This window comes from Micromonospora sp. NPDC049282, assembly GCF_043197045.1.
Classification (GTDB): domain Bacteria; phylum Actinomycetota; class Actinomycetes; order Mycobacteriales; family Micromonosporaceae; genus Micromonospora.
The window spans coordinates 1-20,259 of record NZ_JBICSL010000011.1; the positions used below are offsets into that span (position 1 = coordinate 1).

Annotated in this window: 17 protein-coding genes and 2 tRNA genes; 8 read left to right on the forward strand and 11 right to left on the reverse strand. The window is 70.6% G+C overall.

Annotated features, from left to right (window positions below; genetic code table 11):
* Positions 1-123 precede the first annotated feature (123 nt).
* The 6 genes from ACGFI2_RS18425 to gyrB all read right to left on the reverse strand — a co-directional run bounded on the left by ACGFI2_RS18425 (position 124) and on the right by gyrB (position 6,678).
* Positions 124-199, reverse strand: a tRNA-Ala gene (locus tag ACGFI2_RS18425).
* 30 nt (positions 200-229) lie between these two features.
* On the reverse strand, positions 230-358 hold the full coding sequence (locus ACGFI2_RS18430) for a DLW-39 family protein (RefSeq protein ID WP_013283222.1): 129 nt from the start codon (positions 356-358) through the stop codon (positions 230-232).
* 43 nt (positions 359-401) lie between these two features.
* Positions 402-475: transfer RNA gene (locus ACGFI2_RS18435), tRNA-Ile, on the reverse strand.
* Positions 476-620: 145 nt separating this feature from the next.
* Positions 621-1,544 carry a DUF3566 domain-containing protein gene (locus ACGFI2_RS18440; protein ID WP_393518200.1) on the reverse strand — a complete coding sequence of 308 codons (924 nt, stop codon included), beginning with the start codon at positions 1,542-1,544 and terminating at the stop codon, positions 621-623.
* Between the two features lie 3 nt (positions 1,545-1,547).
* Entirely contained in the window at positions 1,548-4,598 is a 3,051-nt protein-coding gene (gene gyrA / locus ACGFI2_RS18445) for a DNA gyrase subunit A (protein WP_393518203.1), read from the reverse strand.
* A 133-nt stretch (positions 4,599-4,731) separates the two neighbouring features.
* Positions 4,732-6,678 carry a DNA topoisomerase (ATP-hydrolyzing) subunit B gene (gene gyrB, locus ACGFI2_RS18450; RefSeq protein ID WP_393518206.1) on the reverse strand — a complete coding sequence of 649 codons (1,947 nt, stop codon included), beginning with the start codon at positions 6,676-6,678 and terminating at the stop codon, positions 4,732-4,734.
* A 545-nt stretch (positions 6,679-7,223) separates the two neighbouring features.
* Here gyrB and ACGFI2_RS18455 point away from each other — a divergent pair.
* On the forward strand, positions 7,224-7,796 hold the full coding sequence (locus ACGFI2_RS18455) for a hypothetical protein (protein ID WP_393518209.1): 573 nt from the start codon (positions 7,224-7,226) through the stop codon (positions 7,794-7,796).
* Positions 7,797-7,835: 39 nt separating this feature from the next.
* Here ACGFI2_RS18455 and ACGFI2_RS18460 read toward each other — a convergent pair whose 3' ends face one another.
* From ACGFI2_RS18460 to dnaA, 5 genes are all read right to left on the reverse strand, one after another.
* Positions 7,836-8,486 (reverse strand): DUF721 domain-containing protein, encoded by a 651-nt coding sequence (locus ACGFI2_RS18460; RefSeq protein WP_393518212.1) that lies wholly within the window; start codon positions 8,484-8,486, stop codon positions 7,836-7,838.
* A complete protein-coding gene (recF, locus tag ACGFI2_RS18465) occupies positions 8,476-9,609 on the reverse strand; it encodes a DNA replication/repair protein RecF (RefSeq protein WP_393518215.1) in 1,134 nt (377 codons plus the stop codon). Before recF ends, ACGFI2_RS18460 begins: the two co-directional genes overlap by 11 nt.
* A gap of 16 nt (positions 9,610-9,625) precedes the next feature.
* Entirely contained in the window at positions 9,626-10,498 is an 873-nt protein-coding gene (gene gnd, locus ACGFI2_RS18470) for a phosphogluconate dehydrogenase (NAD(+)-dependent, decarboxylating) (RefSeq protein ID WP_393518218.1), read from the reverse strand.
* A 40-nt stretch (positions 10,499-10,538) separates the two neighbouring features.
* Positions 10,539-11,672, reverse strand: coding sequence for a DNA polymerase III subunit beta (gene dnaN, locus ACGFI2_RS18475; RefSeq protein ID WP_393518221.1), 1,134 nt, complete (start codon positions 11,670-11,672; stop codon positions 10,539-10,541).
* A gap of 807 nt (positions 11,673-12,479) precedes the next feature.
* Complete coding sequence (dnaA, locus tag ACGFI2_RS18480) at positions 12,480-14,297, reverse strand: chromosomal replication initiator protein DnaA (protein ID WP_393518224.1); 1,818 nt, start codon at positions 14,295-14,297, stop codon at positions 12,480-12,482.
* Between the two features lie 574 nt (positions 14,298-14,871).
* Here dnaA and rpmH point away from each other — a divergent pair.
* From rpmH to ACGFI2_RS18515, 7 genes are all read left to right on the forward strand, one after another.
* Complete coding sequence (gene rpmH / locus ACGFI2_RS18485) at positions 14,872-15,009, forward strand: 50S ribosomal protein L34 (protein ID WP_091061882.1); 138 nt, start codon at positions 14,872-14,874, stop codon at positions 15,007-15,009.
* A gap of 29 nt (positions 15,010-15,038) precedes the next feature.
* The gene (rnpA, locus tag ACGFI2_RS18490; RefSeq protein WP_393518227.1) at positions 15,039-15,455 is read left to right on the forward strand and encodes a ribonuclease P protein component; all 417 of its coding nucleotides are present in this window, start codon (positions 15,039-15,041) and stop codon (positions 15,453-15,455) included.
* Between the two features lie 41 nt (positions 15,456-15,496).
* Positions 15,497-15,736 carry a membrane protein insertion efficiency factor YidD gene (gene yidD / locus ACGFI2_RS18495; RefSeq protein WP_393518230.1) on the forward strand — a complete coding sequence of 80 codons (240 nt, stop codon included), beginning with the start codon at positions 15,497-15,499 and terminating at the stop codon, positions 15,734-15,736.
* A gap of 3 nt (positions 15,737-15,739) precedes the next feature.
* Positions 15,740-16,726 (forward strand): membrane protein insertase YidC, encoded by a 987-nt coding sequence (yidC, locus tag ACGFI2_RS18500; protein ID WP_393518233.1) that lies wholly within the window; start codon positions 15,740-15,742, stop codon positions 16,724-16,726.
* A gap of 215 nt (positions 16,727-16,941) precedes the next feature.
* Positions 16,942-17,517: a protein jag gene (locus tag ACGFI2_RS18505; protein ID WP_393518236.1), complete on the forward strand. Its 576-nt coding sequence runs from the start codon at positions 16,942-16,944 to the stop codon at positions 17,515-17,517.
* A 395-nt stretch (positions 17,518-17,912) separates the two neighbouring features.
* Positions 17,913-18,662, forward strand: a complete 750-nt coding sequence (gene rsmG, locus ACGFI2_RS18510) for a 16S rRNA (guanine(527)-N(7))-methyltransferase RsmG (RefSeq protein ID WP_393518767.1) — start codon at positions 17,913-17,915, stop codon at positions 18,660-18,662.
* Positions 18,663-18,908: 246 nt separating this feature from the next.
* Positions 18,909-20,252, forward strand: coding sequence for an AAA family ATPase (locus ACGFI2_RS18515; RefSeq protein WP_393518239.1), 1,344 nt, complete (start codon positions 18,909-18,911; stop codon positions 20,250-20,252).
* The last annotated feature ends 7 nt before the right edge of the window (positions 20,253-20,259 follow it).

Below are 20,259 nucleotides of genomic sequence, written 5' to 3' on the forward strand. Positions count from 1 at the left end.
TGCCCAGTCCTCCACGCTCAGCACCTCCCGATGCTTCAGGAGGTGGTCCCGATTCAGCCGGAACCACGTGGTCAGTTTTCAGGCGGAGCCGACACTCGGACCGAGATCAACCAGGGATAGTGCTGGTGGAGCCCAGGGGACTCGAACCCCTAACCCCTGCCTTGCAAAGGCAGTGCTCTGCCAGTTGAGCTAGGGCCCCGTGCCGGGCGGGAACCGCCCGGTGTCGCGCTCAGCGCAGGTCGGGCGCGGTGGTGGCCTCGTGCCACAGGGCACGCTCGTCGTTCGAGGCCTTGACCTTCTTGGCCACCACGGCGGCGACGCCGACGATGCCGGCAAGGATCAGGAGCTTCTTGAACATGGGCTTGACCCCTCGCGCTCGACTGGCGTCGGACGATGTGCGGTGGGGCTAGCTGGAATCGAACCAGCGACCTCAGAGTTATCAGCTCTGCGCTCTAACCGACTGAGCTATAGCCCCGCGTAGCGACGAGCAAGGTTAACCCATCGCCGCCAGCGCGCCCAAATCGGGGGGCCCGTGGCGGAAACACCCGCCGACACCATGAACCTACCTGGACGCGCGACGCCGGGGCGACCGCTTTACGCGGCGCCCCGGCGTCGTCGATTCAGTCCCGCTCGGCGAGCGTCAACTCGATCCCGCCGACCAGGTCGGCGCAGACGTTGTAGACGAACGCGCTCAGCGTGGCCAGCGCCGTGAACAGCACGACGTTGACCAGGCCGATCAGCGCCGACGTCAGGATCACGCCCTTGGCCGTGACGCGGAAGCCACCGCCGCCGCCCTGGCCGCCGCCGGCGTTCACCAGGTCGGTCAGGCTGTCGTTGACGCTCTTGAACACGCCCATCGCGTCGAGCGCGAGGTAGAGCACCGAGGTGGCGACGACCACCACGATGAAGAGCACGACCGAAACCGCGAAGGCGAACTTCATCACGGACCACGGGTCGATCCGCTTCAGGTTCAGCCTGGCCCGGCGCGGTCCGCGCGACGCGGCCGAGCTGACCGAGGTACGCGCGGCGCGTACCGCCTCACCCACCCGCGCGGCGCCGACCGCCGCCGCTCCGCTGATGCCCGGCGGCAGGCCGCCGCCGTTGGCGGGGCGACCCTGAGGGGTGCCGGCGCCGGCCGGGCGTGCGGCGTCGGGCGTCGCCTTCGGGGCGGTGCCCAGGCCGGCGCCGATGCGCGGCTGTGTGCCGGTCGTCCCGGTGGACGGGCGAGCGGGCGCTGTCGCCTTGGTCGGCGGTGTGCTCGTGGCGGGCTTCGCCGCGGCCGGAGCCGCCAGGCCGTCGGCCGACGTCGGCGCGTCGACCTTGGTCTCGGTCGACTCACGGGATCCCGAGTCCTCGGTCGGCTTGTCGGGGGGCGGGGCCATGCCGGGGGCCCGGGTGAACTTCGGGGCAGGCGCGTCGGCGGGGACCGTGGCCCGGCCCACGGCCGCGCGGCCGGTAGCTGCTGTACCGCCCTGCGCGGCCTCCTCCTCGACCGGGGTGGCCGAGGTCCCCTTGTTCCCCGACTTCGCCTGTGTCTCCGTCATCAACTAGTCCTGTTCGTCAGGCTCGTCGGCATTGCGAGCAATCGCCACGATAGTCACGCCGTCCGGGAGGTCCATCAGCTTGACCCCCATTGTGTTCCGGTCACGCGTACGGCGTACAGGCTTCACCGGAGTCCGGATGACGCCGCCGTTGCTCGTGATGGCGAACAGCTCGTCCTCCGGATCGATCACGGCCGCGCCGACCAGACCACCGCGTCGCTCGGTGATCTTCGCAGTCAACACGCCCTTACCTCCCCGGCCCTGGACCGGGTATTCCTCGATCGGGGTACGTTTCGCGTATCCCCCGTTCGTCGCGACCAGGACGTCCAGACCCTCCCGGACGACCTCGACGGCGAGCAACTCGTCCTCACCGCTGAAGCGCATGCCGATCACCCCCGAGGTGGCCCGGCCCATCGGACGCAGCGCCTCGTCGGTGGCGTTGAAGCGGATCGCCTGCGCGTTCTTCGACACCAGCAACAGGTCGTCCTCCGGCGCCACCAGGACCGCACCGACCAGCTCGTCCTCATCGCGGAGGTTGACCGCGATGATGCCGCCGGAACGGTTGGAGTCGAACTCCTCGAGCCGCGTCTTCTTCACCAGGCCGTTCTTCGTGGCCAGTACCAGGTAGGGCGCCACCTGGTAGTTCGGAATTTCGATGATCTGCGCGATCTGCTCGTCCGGTTGGAACGCGAGCAGGTTGGCCACGTGCTGGCCCTTGGCCACCCTACTGGCCTCGGGAAGCTCGTACGCCTTCGCCCGGTAGACCCGACCCTTGTTCGTGAAGAACAGGATCCAGTCGTGGGTAGAGCATACGAAGAAGTGGCTCACGATGTCGTCCTGCCGGAGCGTCGCCCCGCTCACGCCCTTGCCACCACGACGCTGCGACCGGTAGAGGTCCACCTTCGTCCGCTTCGCGTACCCGGTGCGGGTGATCGTCACGACCACGTCCTCGCGGGCGATGAGGTCCTCCATCGAGACCTCGCCGTCGAACGGAATGATCTTGGTGCGCCGGTCGTCGCCCCACTTCGCGACGATCTCGCCCAACTCGTCCGAGACGATCTTCCGCTGCCGCTCCGGCTTGGCCAGGATGTCCTTGAGGTCGGCGATCTCCACCTCGAGCTTGGCCAGGTCGTCCAGGATCCGCTGCCGCTCCAGCGCGGCCAGGCGGCGCAGCTGCATGTCCAGGATCGCGGTCGCCTGAACCTCGTCGATCTCCAGCAGCCGGATCAGGCCCTGCCGCGCGTCCTCCACCGTGGGCGAACGCCGGATCAGCGCGATCACCTCGTCCAGCGCGTCCAGCGCCTTGCTCAGGCCGCGCAGGATGTGCGCCCGCTCCTCCGCCTTGCGCAGCCGGAACGCGGTCCGCCGGCGGATCACCTCGATCTGGTGCTCGACGTAGTAGCGGATGAACTGCGCCAGGTTGAGCGTGCGCGGCACCCCGTCGACGAGCGCCAGCATGTTGGCGCCGAACGTCTCCTGGAGCTGCGTGTGCTTGTAGAGGTTGTTCAGCACCACCTTGGCGACCGCGTCGCGCTTGAGCACCAGCACGATCCGCATGCCGGTACGCCCGGAGGACTCGTCCCGGATGTCGGCGATGCCGGCGAGCTTGCCCTCCTTGATCAGCTCGGCGATCCGCTCGGCGAGGTTGTCCGGGTTGACCTGGTAGGGCAGCTCGCTGACCACAAGCGCCGGCCGGCCCCGCTTGTCCTCCTCCACCTCGACCACGGCACGCATCCGGATCGAGCCACGCCCGGTCCGGTACGCGTCCTGGATGGCCTGCTGCCCGACGATCAGACCGTAGGTCGGGAAGTCCGGACCCTTGACGATCTCCAGCAGGGCTTCCAGCGTGGTCGCCTCGTCGACGTCCGGGTTCTCCAGGCACCACTGCACCGCCGCGCCGATCTCCCGCAGGTTGTGCGGCGGGATCTTGGTGGCCATGCCGACCGCGATGCCCTCGGACCCGTTGATCAGCAGGTTCGGGATCCGCGACGGCAGGATGGTGGGCTCCTTGGCCCGGCCGTCGTAGTTGTCCTGCAGGTCGACGGTGTCCTCGTCGATGTCCCGCAGCATCTCCATCGCCAGCGGGTCGAGCTTGCACTCCGTGTTGTGGCTGACGAAGCCGTCGGAGACGAAGGAGTGGTCGTCGGTGTCGACCCGGATGCTGTAGACCGGCCGAACCCCGGCGTCCGTGACACTGGCGATCACCGCGTACCGGAAGGCGGTAGTGGGAACCTCCCACGGCAGCTTCCGCGCCGGATCGTCCAGATCTTGTGCACTTGTTGTTGCCGGGGCGGCAACTACTGCACCCGAACCGACCCGCGCCACGACGTCGCCGGGCTTGAGCTCCGACAGCAGACGCCAGCGGAGATGACCCTCGCCGTTCGAACCGGCAACGAGACAGAGGACCGGGTGGTTGGGGGTGCCGGTCAGCTCAGCCCCGTCGCGGGTCGTGATCCGCAGCGTCGGGTGCTCGCCGGAGTGGAAGAACATCGAGGCCCGCACCGGCTCACCGATCAGGCCCTCCACCTTCAGGTCGATCGGGGTCTCGCTGCTGGGCTCGGCGCCGGGCACGAGAGATGCGATGGGTACGTCGGTGCCATCAGCGAGGCGGACCTGCGTATCGCCGGTCAGGCAGTAGCGCATGGCGGCGGCCGGGTCGTTGCCCGGCGAGCCGAAGTTGCCGTTGCCGTCGACCAGCGGGTAACGCAGCGACCACGGCTGCGCCATCCGGACCAGCGCGTCGTAGATGGCCGAGTCGCCGTGCGGGTGGAACTGGCCCATCACGTCGCCGACGACGCGGGAGCACTTCACGTAGCCCCGGTCGGGCCGGTAGCCGGAGTCGAACATGGCGTAGAGGATCTTGCGGTGGACCGGCTTGAGCCCGTCCCGGACGTCCGGCAGGGCACGCCCGACGATGACGCTCATCGCGTAGTCGAGGTACGAGCGCTGCATCTCGACCTCGAGGCCGACCGGTTCGATCCGGTCGTGCTGGACGACCACGGTCGGGGTCTCCGGGGTCTCCGGCTCGTTCGGGGTGGACTCGGGAGTATCGGTCACTGTTAACCCTTATCAGACTCAGAGTCGTGATCTAGCTGTGGATAACGGCTGTGGAAAGCGGCCAGACTGTGGATAACTCTGTGGACCGCCGGGCCGACCGGTGGATCTCCGGCCGGCCCGGACGCGCGTCCGATCAGATGTCCAGGAACCGCACGTCCTTGGCGTTGCGCTGGATGAACGACCGACGGGCCTCGACGTCCTCACCCATCAGGACGCTGAACAACTCGTCCGCGGTGGCGGCGTCGTCCAGCGTCACCTGGCGCAGGGTGCGGGTGGCCGGGTTCATCGTGGTCTCCCAGAGCTCGGGGTAGTTCATCTCGCCGAGACCCTTGAACCGCTGGATGTCGTCCGGCTTGGCGTTGGCCTTCTTCTGCTGGCGCAGCGCGATCAGGCCGTCACGCTCCCGGTCCGAGTACGCGTACTGGGCGTCGTCGCCCTTCTTGTTCCACTTGATCTTGTAGAGCGGCGGGGCGGCCAGGTAGACGTGGCCCAGCTCGACCAACGGCCGCATGAAGCGGAACAGCAGGGTGAGCAGCAGCGTCTGGATGTGCTGGCCGTCCACGTCGGCGTCGGCCATCAGCACCACCTTGTGGTAGCGCAGCTTCTCCATGTCGAAGTCGTCGTGGATGCCGGTGCCGAGCGCGGTGATCAGCGCCTGCACCTCGTTGTTCTTCAGCACCCGGTCGATCCGGGCCTTCTCCACGTTGAGGATCTTGCCGCGGATCGGCAGGATCGCCTGGGTCCGTGGGTCGCGGCCCTGCTTCGCCGAGCCGCCGGCCGAGTCGCCCTCGACGATGAAGACCTCGGACTCGCGCGGGTCGGTGGACTGGCAGTCGGCCAGCTTGCCCGGCATCGAGCCGGACTCCAACAGCGATTTACGCCGGGCCAGCTTGCGCGCCTGCTGGGCGGCGATGCGGGCGCGGGCGGCCTGGGACGCCTTGGTGATGATGATCTTCGCCTCGGCCGGGTTGCGGTCGAACCAGTCGACCAGCGACTCGTTGCAGACCCGCTGGACGAAGCCCTTGACCGGGGTGTTGCCCAGCTTGGTCTTGGTCTGCCCCTCGAACTGCGGATCGGTCAGCTTGACCGAGATGATCGCGGCCAGGCCCTCGCGGATGTCCTCCCCGGAGAGCCGCTCGTCACCCTTGAGCAGCTTCTTCTCCACGCCGTAGCGGTTGACCACGCTGGTCAGCGCCGACCGGAAGCCCTCCTCGTGGGTGCCGCCCTCGTGGGTGTTGATGTTGTTGGCGAAGGTGTAGACCGACTCGCCGTAGGACTCGTTCCACTGCATGGCGATCTCGGCCGACATGCCCATCTCCTCGGCGCCGAACTCGACCACCGTCTTGTGGATCGGGCTCTTCGAGGCGTTGAGGTGCCGGACGAAGTCGGCGATGCCGCCGTCGTACTGGAAGGTGACCTCGCGGAGTTTGCCGTCCTCGTCCTCCGGCACCCGCTCGTCCAGCAGGTGGATGGTGAGGCCGCGGGTGAGGAAGGCCATCTCCTGGAGCCGGCGGTAGATGGTGTGGAAGTCGAAGTCGACGGTCTCGAAGACGTCCGGGTCGGGCCAGAAGGAGACCGCGGAGCCGGTGCGGTCGGTCGGCTCGCCCTTCTCGAGCGGCGTCGGCTTGGAGTGGTCGTAGCGCTGCCGCCAGACGAAGCCGTCCTTGTGGATCTCCACGGCCATCCGGGTGGAGAGCGCGTTGACCACGGAGACGCCCACGCCGTGCAGGCCGCCGGAGACCGCGTACGCCTTGCCGTCGAACTTGCCGCCGGCGTGCAGCACGGTCAGCGCGACCTCGACACCCGGCTTCTTCAGCTTGGGGTGCAGGTCGACCGGGAAGCCCCGGCCGTTGTCGGTGACCCGGACGCCCCCGTCGGTCAGCAGCACCACGTCGATGGTGTCGCAGTAGCCGGCCATCGCCTCGTCCACCGCGTTGTCGACGACCTCCCACACCAGGTGGTGCAGGCCGCGCTCGCCGGTGGACCCGATGTACATACCGGGCCGCTTCCGGACGGCTTCCAGGCCCTCGAGCACGGTGATGGACTCGGCACCGTACTTCTTGTTGTCCTCCGCTGCCACGCTCGGCCACTTTCTCGCACCGGCCGCGCGTGGGCGCGGGGCGCGGGTTCGGCGGACAGGACGCGACGTCGGCGTGCACGGACCGCCCCCGGGATCGCCGGGTGCGGATCGTGTTCGCCGGGCGCCGCGGTTGCCCGCGGATCGCGATCGGCTCGGACCCGACGCGGGACAATGATCAAGGGCCCTGGGGGCCCGTGTCCGTCGCTCCGTGTCGAGTCTTTCGTCTCGCCTCCAATCTTACTGTGCGCAGCCGACCAAACCGCCACTCGGCACCCCTTGAGGGCGGCTGAGAATGCCGTAGCCGGGCGAACCTCGCTGCCTGCGACTCCCCCTACACGCCAGTGACGCCGTGCCGCGCCACCGGCCCCCGTGAGCGGTGGACGTCCCCGGGCCCATGATCGGCGATCACCCCGGCCGGGGGTCGCGGTGGAACGCGACGTGCCGTACCTTTTGCGGCGCCGCCGTTGCGGTCTTGATCTTTTGCGCCCGGACCGGGGACCATCGGCGGAGATGGTCCGACAGATGCTTGGTGAGAGGTGACGCAGATGGGGCTGGACAACGTCGCGGTGCACTGGCCGCGTACCGGCCGCTTCTACGATCCGGTCGCACCGGCCGAGTTCGTGGACTTCGGCGAGATCGTGGACGTACCACGCATCTCCGCCCCGACCGCCGCGCTCGCCGAGTTGATCGCGAAGACCGGCACGGTGCGGGCGACCGCCTACACCGAACTGGTCGACCTGATCCTCGGGTTGGAGAATGTGCTCTACGCCACGGAGAACGCGGCCGAGGACGAGGACCCGGTGATCGACCCGGACGGCTGCTCCTGGATCGCCGAGGGCGTGGAGAAGTTCATCACCCGGCACCGGCCGTACGGCGAGGCGGTGACGTTCGAGTCGGTCAGCGAGGTGCTACGCGCGCTGCTCGGTGACGGGCGGCTGGCCGAGCAGCAGCTCCGCTGGCTGGACAGCCGGCTGGACAAGCTGCGCGACGAGAGCGGCGATCCGCCGCAGTGGAACTTCACCTGCGCCGAGCTGAGCGTGCTGGCCGCGTTCTACCGGCGCTGCGCGGAGCGCGGCTTCGCCGTCTACGCCGACGTGGAGCCCACCCGCCACGTGTGAGCCGGCCCGGTGACGGGCCCGACGTACCGCGGCTGACGGTCAGCCGTAGGTGTCGCGCGGGCCTCGTCCGCGTACCCGCCGAGGGCCACGCGACCACGACGGCGCGGCCGGGCCGTGGATGTGCAGCTTGCGCACCACGTTGTGGCCCACCTCGCTGGCGATCTGCTTGAGCAGCGAGCCGGCCAGCAGCCGCAGCTGGGTGGCCCACGCCGTCGAACGGGCCTCCACGGTCAGCTCGCCGTTCTCCAGCTTCACCGGACGGCTGTGCTGGGCGACCTCCGGGCCGACCACCTTCTCCCAGGCGCCGAAGACGGTCGCCTCGGCCGCCGGCTGCTGCCAGCCCCGCGCCTTGACCAGCTTGTCGAGCACCGCGCCGAGCGGCTGCGGGTCGCGCGGATCCGGGCCGGGCCCGGAGTAGCCGCGCAGCCGCTTCTCGCCGTCACCACGGACCGCGCTGCGCCGCCGGGTGCCGGCCGCGGCCTGGCGCTTGGCCCTCGCCGCGTCCAGCACCGCCCGGGCCAGCTCCGGCCCGGCCGCGCCCTCCGGCGGCGCCGCGGCCGGCTCGCCGTCCGCCGGCTTCCCGGGGGTACGCGCGGCGGGCCCGCCCCGGCCGGCCCGTGCGGTCGTCCCGCCGTCGCGTCCCGGCCCCAGCCGTGCGGGCGGGAGGCGTACCTCGTCGTCATCCGGCACGTCGTACCGTCCCCTCGCCGACCGTGTAGCGGGTGCCGCGCAGCGTCGCCGGCACGTCGTCGTCCACCGCGCAGGTGACCAGGAGCTGGCTGGCGCCGCCGACCAGCTCGGCCAGGCGTTCCCGCCGGCCGGTGTCCAGCTCGGCGAAGACGTCGTCCAGCACCAGCACCGGCTCGATCCCGTCGGCGCGCAGCAGGTCGTACCCGGCCAGCCGCAGCGCCAGCGCGTACGACCAGGACTCGCCGTGGCTGGCGTACCCCTTGGCGGGCAGCGGGCCGAGGGTGAGCGCCAGGTCGTCCCGGTGCGGGCCGACCAGTGTGGTGCCGCGTTCGATCTCGGCGGTGCGGTTCGCGGTGAGCGCGGCGACCAGCGCCCCGGCCAGCGCAGCCCGGTCGGTGGTCGCCTCGGGCAGGTCGACCGAGGGCCGGTAGGTGATGCCGGCCGCGCCCCGGCCGGCCGCCACCGCGTCGTACGCCTTCGCCACGTGCGGGGTGAGCGCGGCGACCAGCTCCAGCCGGCCGGCGAGCAGGTCCGCGCCGTGCTGCGCCAGGTGGGTGTCCCAGACGGCGAGCGTGGACAGGTCGCCGCCGCGCGAGCCGCCGGTCTTGCGGGCCAGGTACGAGGTGCGCAGCAGCGCGTTGCGTTGCTTGACCACCCGCTCGTAGTCGGCGCGGACGCCGGCGTAGCGGGGTTGGCGGGTGACCAGCAGGTCGTCGAGGTAGCGGCGGCGTTCCGCCGGGTCGCCGCGGACGAGTTCCAGGTCCTCCGGCGCGAAGAGCACCAGCCGCAACGCGCCGAGCACGTCCCGGGCCCGGCGGGCCGGGGAGCGGCCGAGCCGGGCCCGGTTGGCCTTGCCCGGGACGATCTCCAACTCGACGAGCAGTTCCCGGCCCTCGTGCACCACGGCGCAGCGGATCACCGCCGAGGTGGCGCCCATCCGGACCAGCGGGGCGTCCGTGGCGACCCGGTGCGAGTCCAGGGTCGCCACGTAGCCCAACGCCTCGACCAGGTTGGTCTTGCCGACGCCGTTGGCGCCGACGAGCACGTTCGGGCCGGGCTCCAGGTCGACGCCGACCCGCTCGTAGGAGCGGAAGTCGACCAGTTCGAGCCGGCGGACGTACACAGCCTGTGGATACCGGTCAGCGCTTGTGGACGGCGTGGCCGCCGAACTGCTGGCGCAGCGCGGAGACGGCCTTCAAGGCGGGCGAGTCGTCCTGCCGGGAGGCGAACCGGGCGAAGAGCGCGGCGGCGATGACGTTGAGCGGTACGGCGAGCCGGATCGCCTCGTCGACCGTCCACCGACCCTCCCCGGTGTCTTCGGTGTAATCGCTCAGCTCGACCAGCTCCGGGTCCTCGTCGAGGGCCCGGTCGAGCAGGTCGAGCAGCCAGGACTGGACGACGGTGCCCTTGCGCCAGGACTTGACCACACCCGGCACGTTCGTCACCAGCTCGGACGCCGACAGCAGCTCGTAGCCCTCGGCGTAGGCGTGCATCAGGCCGTACTCGATGCCGTTGTGCACCATCTTGGCGTAGTGGCCGGCGCCGACCGGGCCGGCGTGCACGAAGCCGAACTCGCCCTCGGGCCGGAGCGCGTCGAAGATCGGCATGAGCCGCGCCACGTGTTGCTCGGCGCCACCGACCATCAGCCCGTACCCGTTCTGCCGGCCCCAGACGCCGCCGGAGACACCGACGTCGACGTAGCCGATGCCGTGCTCGTTCAGGCGCTCGGCGCGCGGGGCGTCGTCGCTGAACCGGGAGTTGCCGCCGTCGATGACGATGTCGCCCTCGCCGAGGACGCCGGCCAGCTCGTCGATGGTGGCGTCGGTGACGCCGGCGGGGACCATGACCCAGATCGCGCGGGGCGCATCGAGCTTCTCGGCCAGCTCCGCGAGGCTCGCGGCGTCGCTGAGTTCCGGGTTGCGGTCGTAGCCGACCACCTCGTGCCCGGCGGCGCGCAGCCGTTCGCGCATGTTGCCGCCCATCCGGCCGAGTCCTACCAGGCCGAGCTGCATGTGCTGCTACCTCCGTACGTCTGGGTGGTGCTGCCTGCGATCAGCGGGAGACGCGGATCGGCATGATGAGGTACCGGTACCCCGGAATGACCTCGCCATCCTCGCCGGCCGGAGAAAGGACCGCGGGCTTGAAGGCGTCGACGAAGCGCAGCAGGGCGTGCTGGGCGCCCAGGTTGGTCAGGCCGTCGATCAGATACTGCGGGTTGAAGCCGATGGTGAGCGGGTCGCCGGTGAAGGTGGCATCCATGGCCTCGCTGGCCCGGGCCTCCTCGGTGCCGCCGGCCTCCACCACCAGGCCGTCGGAGCTGAAGCTGAGCAGCACCGGGGTGGTGCGCTCGGCGACCAGCGCCACCCGCTTCACCACCTCGATCAGGGTGGCGACCGCGACGCGGGCCTCGGCGTTGTGGTCGGCCGGGAACAGCGAGCGCACCGGCGGGTAGTTGGCGCCGTCGAGCAGCCGGCTGGTGGTCCGCCGGGTGCCGCCGGAGAAGCCGATCATGCCCTCGCCGGCGCCGCCGGAGGAGAGCGCCATGGTCACCTGGCCGCCGAGTGGGCCGAGCGCCTTGGCGGTGTCGTTCAACGTGCGGGCCGGCACCAGCGCGTTGAGGCTGATCTCCGGGTCGTCCGGGTTCCACTCCATCTCCCGCAGCGCGAGGCGGTAGCGGTCGGTGGCGAGCATGGCCATCGTGCTGCCGGACAGCTCGATCCGGACGCCGGTCATCATCGGCAGCGTCTCGTCCCGGCCGGCGGCCACGGCGACCTGGGCCACGGCGGCGGCGAAGGCGGCGGCGTCGACGGTGCCGGCGCTCTCCGGCATCTCCGGGAGGGTGGGGTAGTCCTCCACCGGCATGGTGGGCAGGGTGAACCGGGCGCTGCCGCAGACCAGCTCCAGGTGGGCGCCGACGGCGGCGATGTCCACCGGCTTGGCCGGCAACGCCTTGGTGATCTCGGCGAGCAGCCGCCCGGAGACCAGGGCGGCGCCGTCCGCGTCACCCTGCACCTCGACGGTCACCTGGCTGGAGACCTCGTAGTCGAAGCCGGAGACCTGGAGGTTGCCGTCGGTCACCCGGAGCATCACCCCGGCCAGCACCGGCACGGAGGGTCGGTTGGGCAGGCTCTTGGCGGTCCACGCGACCGCCTCGGCGAGCGCGTCGCGCTCCACTCGGAACTTCATCAATGCCTCCGCGTCGACGTCAGCGACAACTCTCTCATGCCGACCGCTGCCACCCGCCCCGCCCGACCGTGCGGGTACCCCTCGAACCTTAGGGCGCGAGGGCATCGGCTGTGCGCCCGACCCCGTTGCATCCAGGTGCCCGGGCGACTGCCGACGGCAGTGCTTCAGCCCGATCCACAGGAAGTCCAACGGTGATGATTGGTTTTTGTTGTTTAGAAGAGATAACTCATCGTCTTCATCGCACCTGTGCAAACTGTGGAGAACCCGCGTCTGCCCAGGTCAGACAGGTTATCCACCGGTGGTTTGGCTGTGGAGAACCAGGGGTACAACTCGTGTCCCGGTCCACAGCCGTCGCCAGTCGCCGGGTTTTCCACCGCTGTCCACCGGTTGTCCACCGGTTATCCACCGGGTTTCTCCCCAGTGTTGTGGACGGCGGGGACGACGCCGGCCGTCGTCATCCCCAGAACCTTCAACAGGCTGCCCACAGGCGGACCGTCTTCGGTGGACAACGTGGGCGTTGTGCACAGGCGTCCACAGGCTCGTCCCCAGGACTTGTCCACAGTCTGTGGGTAACCGGCCAAATGCAGACGGTGTTTATCCACCGCCTGTGACACAGGGGGTGTGGACAACCGGTACGACCTGTGGACGAGCACGACACCGATCCTGAGCCCTCCACCGGGTCGAGGGTCAACCGGCGGCGTCCGCGGACGCCGCCGGAACCGTGTGCCGGGCACCCGGACGGGCACGAAGAAGCCCGGCCGGAGTCGTCCGGCCGGGCTGTCATGACGAGTGCGGGAGACGAGCGTCTCAGGTGTTCTGCTTGATCCGGTTGGTCAGCTCGGCGATCTGGTTGTAGAGCGAGCGCCGTTCCGCCATCTGCTGACGGATCTTGCGGTCGGCGTGCATCACCGTGGTGTGGTCGCGCCCGCCGAACGCCTGACCGATCCGGGGCAGCGACAGATCGGTCAGCTCACGACACAGGTACATGGCCACCTGGCGGGCGTTGACCAGCACCCGGGACCGGGAGTGGCCGCGCAGGTCCTCCAGGCTCACCCCGAAGTACTCGGAGGTCGAGGCCATGATCTGGTCGGCGTTGATCTCCGGGCCGCCGCCGTCCGGCATGAAGTCCCGCAGCACCTCCTCGGCCAGCGACAACTCGACCGTGGAACGGGTGAGGCTGGCGAACGCGGTGACCCGGATCAGCGCGCCCTCGAGTTCGCGGATCGAGTTCGACACCCGGGAGGCGATGAACTCCAGCACGTCCGGCGGGGCGTACATCCGCTCCTGCGCCGCCTTCTTCTGCAGGATCGCGATCCGGGTCTCCAGGTCCGGCGGCTGGATGTCGGCAAGCAGCCCCCACTCGAACCGGGTCCGCATCCGGTCCTCCAGCGTGGCGAGCTGGCGCGGCGACCGGTCGGAGGTGATCACGATCTGCTTGTTGGCGTTGTGCAGGGTGTTGAAGGTGTGGAAGAACTCCTCCTGCGTCCGCTCCCGGTTCTCCAGGAACTGGATGTCGTCGATCAGGAGGATGTCCACGTCCCGGTAGCGGCGCTGGAACGCGCTGGTCTTGTCGTCCCGCAGCGAGTTGATGAAGTCGTTGGTGAACTCCTCGGTCGAGACGTACCGGACCGAGCGGGCGTTGCCCAGGGTGGTGGCGTAGTGCCCGATGGCGTGCAGCAGGTGGGTCTTGCCCAGCCCGGAGTGGCCGTAGATGAACAGCGGGTTGTAGGCCTTGGCCGGCGACTCGGCCACCGCCACGCTCGCCGCGTGGGCGAAGCGGTTGGACGAGCCGATGACGAACGTCTCGAACATGTACTTCGGGTTGAGCCGGTTGCCGCCGCTCTCCGTCCCGCCGGGCAGTCGGCGGTCGCCCTGGCCGCCGGGGCGATGGTGGTCGAGCCCGCCGCGCCCGGGGCCGTTGTCCGTGGCGTCGCGGGGCAGGCCGCGCATGGGCGGGGTGTCGCCCGGCCCGGGCGCCTCCCGGTAGCGCGGCTCGTAGCCGCCGGCGGCCGGGGCGGGTTGCTCGGGCCCGGGGCGCTCGTCGAAGGCACGGCGTTCGGGGGCGGCGCGAAGCGGCTCGGCGAAGGCGGCGCCGAAGAGCGTGTCCTGCGCGTCCCGGCCGGCCGGGATCAGGTGCGGTCGCCCGCCGTCGGTGTTCCGCTGCCGCGGGCCGGGCTCCTCCGCGTCGTGCTCGGGCCGCGGCTCGGCGTACCCCGGTTCGGAACGGGGGGTGGGAAAGGTCGGTGGGGCCGGCGCCGGGCCGACCCGGTCGAACCCCGGCAGCAGGTCGGCCGGGCCGTTCGGTTCGGGCGGCGGTTCCGGGTTGCTCCGGTAGACCGTGCCGGCCGGGCGGGCGGCCGGGTCGTCGGCCACCCGCACGGTGACGGCGACCTGGATGTCCCGGCCGAGCCGTCGGCTCAACGCATCGGTGATGGCCGGGCGCAGCCGCGACTCGATCACGTCCCGGGTGAAGGCGTCCGGTACGGAGAGCAGCGCGGTGTCCTCGACGATCGCCCGCAGTCGAGTGAGGCGCAGGTACGCCCGTTGCTGGGCGGAGATGATCTCGTCGGCGAGTTCCTCGGTGGCCGCCGCCCACACCGCGGCAAGGTCTGTCGCTCCGGTCACGTCGTGCCACCCCCTCGCCTGATCCTCACGCCCGCCCGGACGGCTGACCGGTCGTTATCCACAAGTTATCCACAGCCTGTGTGTACCGACCGATTGTGGCCGCCCACCGGACGCGGGTCGGACCTGCCCCCTGGATTCGCGGAGGCGCTGAAGCGGGTTCACCGTGCCGAACGATTCAACAGCTTGTCCGGTCTTGCCGGTCGGCGACAAACCCGGAGCCCCGACGCCGACCGCAATCGCGCACGCTAACAGCGGGGACCCCACGCCATCAACCGTCGACACCCGCCCGGCGTTGACGACATCAGTGAAATCCGCCCCTTCGGTCGCGGTTCGGCGCAGGTCGGGGGCCGGAGTGTGAGGTTTGACGGTCATTGCGCCCCTGCGTAGGCTGGAGCGGCTGCTCTCTCGCCCTCTGCTAGGGTGATAGATGCTCGCTGTCCGTGGCCACCTCCCGCACCACCGGAGGCCGAGTCACCGGGCAGCGCCGATCGGAGGTCACCGTCGAGGTGATCTGGACCAGCACAGGACCCCGGGCGATCCGCCGCGCGGGGCGTACCACAACGGAGAGCCTGACGTGAGCAAGCGCACCTACCAGCCGAACAACCGCCGGCGCGCGAAGACCCACGGCTTCCGGCTGCGCATGCGCACCCGTGCCGGCCGCGCCATCCTTTCGACCCGTCGCGCCAAGGGCCGCACCCGCCTGGCGGCCTGAGGCCGTCCGGTACGGGGACGTGGGCAGTCGTGCTGGCCGCCGCACAGCGACTGCGGCGCAGTAACGACTTCGCCGCAGCGGTTCGTGGTGGCCGACGCGTCGGCCGCGGTGCCGTCGTGGTCCACCTGACGCTCCCGGAGCCGGCCGACACCGACGCCGTGACGCCCTCGCCGGAGCCGGCGCGGAGCAGCGGTGCGGAGAATTCCGCACCCCGCCGCGCCGGCTTCGTCGTGTCCAAGGCCGTCGGCGGCGCGGTGGTCCGCAACAAGGTCCGCCGCCGGCTCCGGCACCTGGTCCGGGAGCGTCTGGCCGAGCTCCCCGCCGGGAGCACCCTGGTCGTACGCGCCCTGCCGCCGGCCGCCGACGCGACGTACGCGCGGCTCGGCGCCGACCTGGACGCCGCCCTGGCCGCCGCACGGGCCCCCCGGGGACGGCGGTCGCGATGAACGGCGGGACCGCGACTCCGTCGCCGACTACCGGTGCCCGCATGCTGCTGGCACCCATCATCGCGTACCGTCGGTGGATAAGTCCGGCGCTGCCGGCCCGCTGCCGGTTCTACCCGTCGTGCAGTGCCTACGCCGTGGAGGCGGTGTCCGGGCACGGTGCGTTGCGGGGAGCCTGGCTGACGGTCCGGCGGCTGTCGCGCTGCCACCCCTTTCACCCAGGTGGACACGACCCGGTGCCGGAGCCGGGCGGTCGCCGCCGTGCCGACGTGACTGGAGCCTGAGAATTGAGTCTCGACTGGATCTACTTCGCGATCTCGTGGATCCTGCTGACCTGGCACTCGGCCTGGGACGCCATCGGGGTGCCCGTCGGCGCGGTCATCGGCACGAACTGGGCCTGGATCCTCGCCATCATCTTCCTGGTGGTGACCGTCCGGGTGATCCTGTTCCCGGTCTTCGTCAAACAGATCAAGTCCCAGCGGGCCATGCAGGCGCTCCAGCCGAAGGTGAAGGAGCTCCAGGAGAAGCACAAGGGTGACCGGGAGACGCTCCAGAAGGAGATGATGGAGCTCTACCGGAAGGAAAAGGCCAACCCCCTGATGGGCTGCCTTCCGATGTTCCTCCAGATTCCGGTCTTCCTGGGCCTGTTCCACACGCTCAAGCGGCTCAACCCGGAGAACGGCGGCAAGACCCTCTACGGCTGGACGGTCGACCAGTTCAACAGCGCCTCCAGCGCGAAGCTCTTCACCGCCCCCATCTCCGGCCGGTTCGGCTCCACCGCCGCCGACCTGGCCCCGCTGGGCGCGAACACCGGCACGGTGAAGGTGATCGCCGGTGTCCTGGTGCTCATCATGATCGCCACGACCTACCTGACCAGCCGGCAGATGATCCTCAAGACCGGCTGGGCGGAGGACCCGCAGCAGCGCATGGTGCAGCGTCTGATGCTCTACGGCATCCCGGTCTCGCTGCTCGTCTCCGGCTCGATCTTCCCGATCGGTGTGATCATCTACTGGGTCACCAACAACCTCTTCACGCTCGGCCAGCAGCAGTGGGTGCTGCGGAAGTTCCCGCCGCTGGTGCCGCCGAAGAAGACCACCGCCACCGGCGGCAAGAGTCCGGTCCAGCCGGCCAAGACCGGCCTGCTCGGCCGCAAGACCGCCCAGCCCGTGGCCAAGGCGCCGGCCGCCGCGCCGAAGGTGGCCGGCCCGAAGCCGGGCGCCAAGCCGGTCAACCCGAAGAAGGCCGGCAACCGCCCCGCCAAGCGACAGGGCTGAGTACCCCGGGCCACCGCCGCGACCGGCGGTGGCCCGTCCGGTTCCCGAGCTGCCCCGAGGAGTAGGCGCCGGGCCGGAACCGCCGCGCACCGCGCGGTCACGGGCGAAACTGGCCCGTACGGACGTGCCCGAGAGGCATCCGGCGAACCTCCCGCCGGCTCCCGGGAGACCAGCGGACCTCGACGGTCCGGCCGAGCGAGTACGGAGATGAGACCGTGACCGACACCAGCATCCCCAGCGCCGACCAGTCCGTGGACGAGGAGCCCTCGGCCTCCACCGAGACCGGGGAGGGCACGTCCGAGGTCAGGGAGAAGAAGGCCCCCGCCGAGAGCGACCTGTTCCGGCAGAGCGAGATCGCCGCCGATTACGTCGAGGGTCTGCTGGACATCCTCGACTACGACGGTGACATCGACGAACTGGTCTCCGGCGGCCGGCCGGTCGTCGAGGTGGTCGGCTCCCGCCTGCAGAACCTGGTCGGCCAGCGCGGCGCCACGCTGGAGGCGCTCCAGGAACTCACCCGCCTGGCGGTGTTCCGGCAGACCGGGACGCCCAGCCGCCTCCTGCTCGATGTCGGCGGCTACCGGGCCGCCCGGCGCAAGGAACTGGCCGCGGTCGCCAAGAACGCGGTCGAGAAGGTCAAGGAGCACGGCGAAGAGGTGCGCCTGGAGCCGATGTCCGCGTTCGAGCGCAAGTGCGTGCACGACGTGGTCAACGCGATGAGCGGCGTGGAGAGCGAGTCGGAGGGTGTGGAGCCGAACCGCCGCATCGTCGTCCGGCCGGTGGCGGACTGAGGTCAGTGGCTTCCGACGACACGACGGCGGACGCCGTGACCGGCCCGGGTGGTACGCCGCCCGGGCCGTCGGTTGTGCGCCCCGATCCGATCTTCTCCGACGAGGAACAGGCGGCCGGCGCGTCGTACCTGCCCGGGACCGCGGTCGACCCTGACTTCTCCGGAGCGCCGCCGATGGACGCCGGCGAGGTCGATCCCACCGCCGCTCCGGTGACGCCTGACTTCTCCGGCGAGCCGCCGGTGGACGCCGACCCCGTCGAGTCCGACGTACCGGCCGGCGAGGCCGACCCGATCTTCGCCGAGCCGGACGCCGTGGCCGAGCCGGCGTTCGCCGAGCCGGGGACCGCCGTCGCCACGTCCATCGTGGACAGTGGAGGCGGGCCGGCGGCCGGCGCCATGCCGGATCCGGCCGACGCGTCCCTCCCGCCCGAGCTGGCGGAGGCCGCGGAGGCGCTCTTCGGCGACCGGCTCGACCTCGCCGCCGCGTACGCCGAACTGCTGGCCACCGAGGGCGTGGTCCGGGGCCTGATCGGGCCCCGCGAGACGCCCCGGCTCTGGGACCGGCACCTGCTCAACTGCGCGGTGGTGGCGGAGCGCATTCCGGAGGGTGCCAGCGTGATCGACGTCGGCTCCGGGGCCGGGCTGCCCGGCCTGGTGCTGGCGATCGCGCGACCCGATCTCACCGTGACACTTGTCGAACCGCTCGCCCGGCGGGTCTCCTTCCTGGTCGAGGCGGTACAACGTCTCGGTCTGACCCGGTCGGTCCGGGTGTTCCGGGGGCGGGCCGAGGAAGCGGCGGCCGGGTCCCGGGACCGCGATCCGCTGGCCGCCGACATCGTCACGGCGCGAGCCGTGGCCGCGCTGGACCGACTCGCCGCCTGGTGCCTCCCGCTGACGGTGCCGGGCGGACGGCTGCTGGCGCTCAAGGGCGCGTCCGCGGCCGAGGAGATCACCGAGCACGCCGACGCCGTGGGCCGGCTCGGCGGTGGGGAGCCCGAACTGCACCGGTGCGGCGTCGGGATGATCGAGCCCGCCGCCACCGTGGTCGAGGTGGTCCGGGAGCGGGTGGTCAACCCACGTAAGCCGAAGGGCCCGAAGCGCTCACGCGGTGGTCGCAGTCGCGGTGGCCGGAATCGGGATCGCTGACCCGGTAAGGCTTCCGGACGGCCCGCCGGTCGTTGGACCTGAAGGGACGTGACCGGATCGATCACAACCCGACATGGACCCGCCGCGCCCGTCGGCCGTAGGCTGACCGCGCGTCGATAGTGTGGAGCGGCGGTGCCGGGCGGCACCCGACCCCGACCGTTCCCGCCGGGCCGGTGACGCCGCGCGAAGTGCGGGGCCCGATTTGACGGGTGCGGACCGACCATCCGGAGCGGGTAGGGATGACAGGTGCATGACGACGGCAGGAACGACGATCCACGGCTGATCGGGGCCGACGGGCGATCACCCGGCGATCCCGTTTCACGTGAAACCAGCTACCAGGAGTGGGCGGTGAACGATCCCCGTGACGCATCCCCGCGCCCCGTCGGTCCGACCCCGCGACCGGAGGTGCCGCCGGCCGGCGCCGTACGGCCGGTTTCGTCCGCGCCGGCCAACACGCCGCCGGTCCGCGACCCGCACGATCCGAGCGACGGCCCGGTGAACGCCCCGACTCCCCGGCCGGCGGCGGCCCGCGCGAACGTCGCGGTTTCCGCCCGCTTCGAGCCGCAGGCCCCGGCCTCCGCCGTGCCGCACCAGCCCGGCGCCGCCGCCGTCGAGGCGACAGCGGTGCCGGCCGACACGCCACCGGCGACCGGGTACGCGGAGGAAACCGGCGCTGACACGTACGTTTCACGTGAAACCCCGACGCGCGAAGAGGATGACCCACCGTTGGCTATGGAGGCGATGCGCGCCGTGCAGATCCTGAATCCCAGTGGCGAGGTTTCCATGCCCCGCCCCGACCGGACCCGGGTGATGTGCGTCGCCAACCAGAAGGGTGGCGTGGGCAAGACCACCACCACCGTGAACCTCGCGGTGGCGCTCGCGCTGCACGGCAATCGAGTGCTCGTGGTCGACCTCGACCCGCAGGGCAACGCGTCCACCGGGCTCAACGTGCCGCACCACACCGGGGTGCCGGACGTCTACGACTGCCTGATCGACAGCGTGCCGCTCGCGGAGGTGGCCCAGGCGGTGGAGGGCATCCCCAACCTGTGGTGTGTGCCGGCGACCATAGACCTGGCCGGTGCCGAGATCGAGCTGGTCTCGGTGGTCGCCCGGGAGTCCCGCCTGTCGCGCGCCATCGAGGCGTACCCGGGCCACTTCGACTACGTCTTCATCGACTGCCCGCCCTCGCTCGGCCTGCTGACGGTCAACGCGCTGGTGGCCGCGCAGGAGGTGCTGATCCCCATCCAGTGCGAGTACTACGCGCTGGAGGGCCTCAACCAGTTGATAAACAACATCAACCTGGTGCGCCAGCACCTGAACCCCAAGCTCGAGGTCTCCACCATCCTGCTGACCATGTACGACCGGCGTACCCGGCTGGCCGACGCGGTGGAGCAGGACGTCCGGAACCACTTCGGTGACAAGGTCCTCCAGGCCGTCATCCCCCGCAACGTGCGGGTTTCCGAGGCGCCGAGCTACGGCCAGTCGGTGATGACCTACGATCCCGGTTCGCGGGGTGCCACGAGCTACTTCGAGGCCGCCCAGGAGATCGCCGAACGAGGGGTCAAGGAGCCGGTGAGCCGGAATGCGTAGCACGGAG